Below are 5,904 nucleotides of genomic sequence, written 5' to 3' on the forward strand. Positions count from 1 at the left end.
TTATAAAGGGGAGGGAGCATGAAAAGCCCCCCCTTTATAAGGGGGGGTTGGGGGGGTAATTCCATCGAGACCGAAACTACCTACCCGCCCGTTGGAGAGAATACAAGACTTATGGAACCGAAAGAATTGGCATTGTGGCTGGATCGCGATCGACAGCATCAGTTGCTCGATCGCCTTGTGGAGCGGCTAGGATTGACTCGGGCGCGGGCGGAGTGTTTTTTGAGATTGTGGATTTATCTATTGGTAAAGGAGCAGCGGGAGGGCAATCCGCAAGTTAAACCACCGTTACTCGCACTGACTTTGCTCGATCGACCTGTGAGTTGCAGTCATCGCGAAGCTGCGGAATTGTTTTATAGCGATCGCGATGGGGGGAGCGATCGCTCGGCGGGGATGATGTTGGATAAACTAGCTGCATTGGGCTTGATTCGCAAGCAATTTGATGGCAATATCAGCCGGATTGAAATCGTCGCTAGTGTGGCAGATTTAGAGCCAGAGATTGCCAAAGAAGTAACGATCGAGATCGAGCAATTCGATCCGCGTTGCGATGCCATTCCGATCGCCAATTTACTCGCAGTTAATTACAATTGGATGAATCACAATACCGAAGCGACACCGCATCGAATTGTGAATATTCTCCGCCAATGGGCGCGTCAATACGATCGCGGAATGCGCGTATTACGTCGGCAGGACAATCTCAATCCGATCGGTTTTTATATCATGTATCCAACTGTTGCGGCTTCGGTACCAAATTTTTTTGTCGCCCCCAGTAAGAGCCTACATTTAAGTGCGATCGGCGATACCGATCCATTTGTCATGGCGCAAGCTGGCGATGTTGATTGCGTCTCAGTGTATATTCGCAGTTGGGCGATCGATCGCGAATATCTCGATCGGTATCGCGTCCTGTTTTTAGAAGATACGCAACAAACTTTAACTAAAATGCAGGCAGATTTTCCAAATTTGTGCGATCTGTATACAATGATTATTCACCCCAGCTATGAATATCAGGCTTCGGCTTTGGGCTTTCAACACATGAGTCGCGATCGGCAGATGTCTGTATACTGGATGTATTTACCACTCGATCGGTTTCTAGCTTTGAATATCACCGATTGTTTTCCAGCCAAAGTTTAAATTTTTAAACAGCAATTTTAATATTTTAAAATCAACTCACATAATTGCTTGTCTTTGGGCCTATAGTATAGTTTTCTGAACTATGATTAGAATGATTTTTTGATGTACTATGATTAGTTACTCATGCAAATCATAGCTTATCATTTAACCTAAAAAAATCATAATTTAAACATATTTTGACTATTGATAGATTGGTTTTCTTAATTGTGATTAGAATGATTTTTAATGGACTATGATTAGCTCCTTATATTAATTATAGTCCATCATTTAATCACTCTAAATCATAGTTCAGAAATATTCCGATTATTGATAAATAATTTCCAGTGCGCTCACGCGCATATTCAATTTTTGCCAGCGCGGATCGTTGTCAGCTAATAGCCTGTCGCCAGCAACAGCGCTGTACTCTTCGGGAAATTGCTCGCTCGCTTTGTCATCAGCATTTACTTTGATACCCATACCGAGAAAAGGATTGGTTTTCAGTGCGGGAAAACTGACAGAATTACCGTAGTCCCAACCCAAACCACTCACTTGAAATTTACCCGCAATCTTGCGTAATTGCGGGAAAGTCATCCCAACCCGAATACCACTTTTGGTTTGCCAATCGGGGTCGCGAACGATGGTCATAAATACTCGATCGCGTTTACTATTTTTCCAGATGACTTGCAACTCTCTATTGTTACCAAACTTAATTGTAGTAGTTGGTATTGGTAGCTCTAGCTCTCCTTCTACACCATAGAATTTACTCTCGCTCAACCTTTTTGCGCCGAATAATTTCATTAAGTCTGAGTGAGTAGTAGTCTTGACGATCGCGCCGACTCTTTTACCAGGAACGATGCGGCGATCTGCGATGCCTAAAATCGGTTGTTGTGGCTGCGATCTTACTGTATCTTTGACACCCGCGATCGCTACATGAGGATGGACAATTATGCTTGTCAGGGCAAGGGTAAAGCAGAGTGACAATAAAAGTTTCATAGCTAGTACGATCGCAATTTAAGCTAATGGGCGTAAAAAAGTCGATCGATGTTCCTCCTCTACCCTCTACCCTCTACCCTAGCTCAATACCAAATTATCCCGATGGACGACGGTTTCTTCGCCTAAGTAGCCGAGTAGCTCGATGATATCAGTCGATTGATGTCCCTGAATCCGATCGAGTTCGATCCGACTATAGTTGACAATTCCCCGCCCGATTTCTTTGCCCGTAGCATCGCACAATTGCACTGCATCGGTGGCTTCAAACTCCCCTTCAATTTTGCTAATCCCTGCTGGTAACAATGATTTGCCACTGGCGACGATCGCTCGTACCGCGCCATCATCGAGATAAATTTTACCCACAGCGATCAAGCCGTGGGCGATCCAGCGTTTTCTGGCGCTATCGGCGCGGAGTTGCGGGGTAAATTGCGTCCCTAAAGGTTCGCCGTGCAAGATCCGCTCGATGTACTGTGGAAATTGCCCATGCGTAATTGCTGTTTTGACACCTGCCCCAGTTGCAATCTCAGCGGCGGCTATTTTGGTCGCCATGCCCCCCGTTCCCCATTCCGAACCCTGAGTGCCGATCTGGACTTGGAGAGCCGTTAAATCCTCTAATCGATCGATCTGGACGATCGGTTGGGCATCGGGAAATTTACGGGGGTCGGCGGAGTACAATCTGTCCACGTCGGTCAGTAAAAATAACCAGTCGGCATCGATCAGGCTGGCGACGCGGGCGGAGAGGGTATCGTTATCGCCAAATTTTAGTTCGTCTACGGCGACGGTATCATTTTCATTGACGATCGGCATCACGCCTAAGCGAAATAGCTCTTGGAAAGTATTGTAGGCATTGATATAACTGCTACGGCGATCGAGATCGCCCCGCGTAAGTAAGATTTGGGCGACAGGCTGCTGATGCTCGCGAAATAAGTCGTCATACACCCGCATGATAATCCCTTGTCCGACGGCGGCGGCGGCTTGCTTGAGGGCGATCGTTTTCGGGCGTTCGGTCATCCCTAACCGCGCTGCCCCAACTCCAACCGCACCGGAAGATACCAAAACAATTTGATAACCCTGGGCACGCAAGTCCACAATTGCCTCAATCAAGGCGGCGATCGTTGCTAATGCCAATCTGCCATCGCTACGGGTCAGACTTGATGTACCAACTTTTATAACTAGGGTCTGAGACATAGCGGGGATCGGAGTATACATGTTAGGGATCGAGGCTTTCGGCGATGGACTGAGAAAATCTATTAATGAGTAAAAATACCTATCTAAAAAGTTTCAGAGCGCTACCTGCCTATTTGTGGCAGCTAACGCTCTGAAATGTGTTAAGTTTTATATTATGTTTAGAGTCTTTATTTTGGCTGACTCCATTTCCAATAAAACTATGATGCCAGATCTTTTCGAGCATCTTGAATTTCTTAATTATTTATTTATATTTCGACATAATGAGGATTTGTAAGGGAGTATAAAGATTTATTCTTTTGTGGCAAAAGAGACACCTAATCGTCTAGCGATCGCAAACTCGACGTTCCGAATCAGGTTAAAACCGACAGACGAATCAGCACCGATAATCGGCTCGATCAAGATCGTAAACATGCCCATCCGGTTTCCCGCGAGGACATCGGTAAAGACGCGATCGCCAACCATCGCCACATGAGCGGGTTCCATCTTCATCGCCGCGATCGCTTGACGGAGTTTTCGCCGGGAGGGTTTGCCAGCACTCAAGAAGTAAGGTAGCAATAAGCTATCGGCGATCGCGCCGATTCTTACTTGGTTGGGGTTATTAGTTACCAGCCACACTGGTACTACTTCCTTTATCTGTTGAATCCACAGGATCGTTTCAGGGAGAGCGATGCCAATCCCGATCGGGACGATCGTATCATCGACATCTAGTACTAAGCCTTTGATTTTATACTGAGCGAGTAGCGCTGGTGTCAAGTTCAAAACCGAGCTGCCTAATACTAAGTCTGGTTGGAGGAGGGGGAATAATGCCATGTGATTGGGTAAAGGGTAAGGGGTAAAGGGTAAAGGGTAAGGGGTAAAGGGTAAAGGGTAAGGGGTAAAGGGTAAAGGGTAAAGGGTAAAGTTTGTCTGGAGTGATTATCTGGATCCGTCTTTATTCAGTTAAAGATTGGTATAAAAATACTTCGCAGACACAATCGCCTCCGAAGTATGCTCCGATGATGTCGAGCGGTAATAATTACTTACTTTTGCCCCGATTGACGCTGCTGACGGATTGCGTTAGTTGCGGCGACGTGTTCTGACAGAGTTTTGCTGAAGACGTGCGTACCGTCATATTTAGCTACGAAAAACAATAAATCTGTACTGTCTGGATTGAGTACGGCTTTGAGACTGCCAATCCCCGGACTCGCGATCGGGCCGGGTGGGATGCCCGGATTCATGTAAGTATTATAGGGATTGGGTCGTTTGACTTCGGCGAAAGTGAGGGGTCGATCGGCTGTTTGCTTGATTCCCAGACCGTACTCGACGGTAGGATCGGATTCGAGGCGCATATTTTTCGCCAATCTCGTCGTAAATACGCCAGCAATTCTCGGGCGTTCGATCGCGACTACGGCTTCTTTTTCGACGATGCTAGATAAGCTCACCCACTCCAATAGGCTGAGTTTGGTGGTTCCAGCCGCTTTTTGGTATTCTGGGAGTGCGATTTGCTCGAACTGTCTGAGCATTTGGGTGACAACACCTTTGGGCGTAATCATCTCGGTGGAAACTTTGTAAGTCTCAGGAAACAGAAATCCTTCGAGATGCGGCAATCCATCGGGTAGCCAGGGAAACTTATCTTTCGGGATTTCTTTAGTTGCAGCCACAAAGTCGGCGGCTTTGAATAAATTTTGCTTTTCAAAGTATTCGCCCATCTGCTTGATGTTCCACCCCTCACGGATCGTGAATCCCGACAGGACGACTTTGCCTTCCATAACTTGGGCGGCGACTGCTGAAAGCGGTTGATTGGGCGAGATTTCATAGCTGCCTTTTTGGGGCGAACCTTTGCCCTGCCTAGCTTGCCAGGATGTCCAGAGTTTCCAAGCTAGTTGGGACTCGATCGCTCCTTTAGCTTCGAGTTCTTGACCGATCTCTTGGACTGTCATCCCTGACTCGATCTGAATCGAGATACTCTTGGCATTGGGGTCGGTTGTCGGTGGTGCCGTGACGTTATGCCACCACAGCATCCCGCCGCCACCAGCTAGCAGAGTCAGGAGTGCGAGCGGTGTTGCGATCGACAACCACCTCGGAGTATTTTTAGCTTGTTTCAAGGGTAATCCTCCAGAGCTAGATTTCATCCAATAACATATCCTCAAGCATGGGTTGGAGTTGTTCGGCTTCTTGTTCGGAGAGGAGCGAGATTAGACCATTAGCATCGGCTTTACCAAAGAACAGCAGCGGATCTACCGGAGTACAAATGGCATATTCCTGTTCTTCGTTATAAAACCTTGCCAAAATTTGAAACTCTTCTGGCTCTAATTGGTCGTCATCCTCATCTAGTTCGATCGTCACTACTTCAGTCGGATCGAGCGGCGGTAATTCACCAACTGCGCTGAGGGTAAATGCCGTCCGTTTGAGCGCGAGATTTTGCTCGGAAAGTACGGCATGAGCATCTGCAAAAATCCGCTCGATTTCGGCTTCTTCTTCGACAGAAACTAGTTCGGTAACATCGTCATCTTCATCCCAAGCAAAAATTTCAATTGGCGCATTTTCTGGCAATAATAGCAAATAAGTCTTGCCATCGAGTTCGAGTTCGCGTTCGATGTAACAAGGGAGTTGACGCCCAAATTCATCGGTGAGTGTGAC

Annotated in this window: 6 protein-coding genes; 1 reads left to right on the forward strand and 5 read right to left on the reverse strand. The window is 47.0% G+C overall.

Going from position 1 to position 5,904, the window contains the following annotated elements:
- The first annotated feature begins 111 nt into the window (after positions 1–111).
- Entirely contained in the window at positions 112–1,128 is a 1,017-nt protein-coding gene (locus RMO52_RS03495) for a hypothetical protein (RefSeq protein WP_310410869.1), read from the forward strand.
- 303 nt (positions 1,129–1,431) lie between these two features.
- Here the strand turns inward: RMO52_RS03495 and RMO52_RS03500 are convergent, their stop codons facing one another.
- The 5 genes from RMO52_RS03500 to RMO52_RS03520 all read right to left on the reverse strand — a co-directional run.
- A complete protein-coding gene (locus RMO52_RS03500) occupies positions 1,432–2,100 on the reverse strand; it encodes a hypothetical protein (RefSeq protein WP_310410872.1) in 669 nt (222 codons plus the stop codon).
- 78 nt (positions 2,101–2,178) lie between these two features.
- Positions 2,179–3,285 carry a glutamate 5-kinase gene (gene proB / locus RMO52_RS03505; protein WP_310410875.1) on the reverse strand — a complete coding sequence of 369 codons (1,107 nt, stop codon included), beginning with the start codon at positions 3,283–3,285 and terminating at the stop codon, positions 2,179–2,181.
- A 288-nt stretch (positions 3,286–3,573) separates the two neighbouring features.
- Complete coding sequence (locus tag RMO52_RS03510) at positions 3,574–4,095, reverse strand: YqeG family HAD IIIA-type phosphatase (protein ID WP_309741767.1); 522 nt, start codon at positions 4,093–4,095, stop codon at positions 3,574–3,576.
- 209 nt (positions 4,096–4,304) lie between these two features.
- On the reverse strand, positions 4,305–5,369 hold the full coding sequence (gene mltG, locus RMO52_RS03515; RefSeq protein ID WP_309741768.1) for an endolytic transglycosylase MltG: 1,065 nt from the start codon (positions 5,367–5,369) through the stop codon (positions 4,305–4,307).
- 16 nt (positions 5,370–5,385) lie between these two features.
- Positions 5,386–5,904, reverse strand: a 519-nt coding sequence (locus tag RMO52_RS03520) for a DUF3727 domain-containing protein (RefSeq protein ID WP_310410878.1), incomplete at its 5' end; no start/stop codon positions are given.

Origin of the sequence: Chamaesiphon sp. OTE_8_metabat_110, from assembly GCF_031382685.1 — a bacterium.
In the GTDB taxonomy this organism is placed as follows: Bacteria; Cyanobacteriota; Cyanobacteriia; order Cyanobacteriales; family Chamaesiphonaceae; genus Chamaesiphon.

What these genes read in the sequence shown, in the direction of transcription:
- RMO52_RS03495 (WP_310410869.1), top strand. Translation starts at nt 112, where the DNA reads ATGGAACCGAAAGAATTGGCATTGTGGCTGGATCGCGATCGACAGCAT.
- RMO52_RS03500 (WP_310410872.1), bottom strand. Translation starts at nt 2,100, where the DNA reads ATGAAACTTTTATTGTCACTCTGCTTTACCCTTGCCCTGACAAGCATA.
- proB (WP_310410875.1), bottom strand. Translation starts at nt 3,285, where the DNA reads ATGTCTCAGACCCTAGTTATAAAAGTTGGTACATCAAGTCTGACCCGT.
- RMO52_RS03510 (WP_309741767.1), bottom strand. Translation starts at nt 4,095, where the DNA reads ATGGCATTATTCCCCCTCCTCCAACCAGACTTAGTATTAGGCAGCTCG.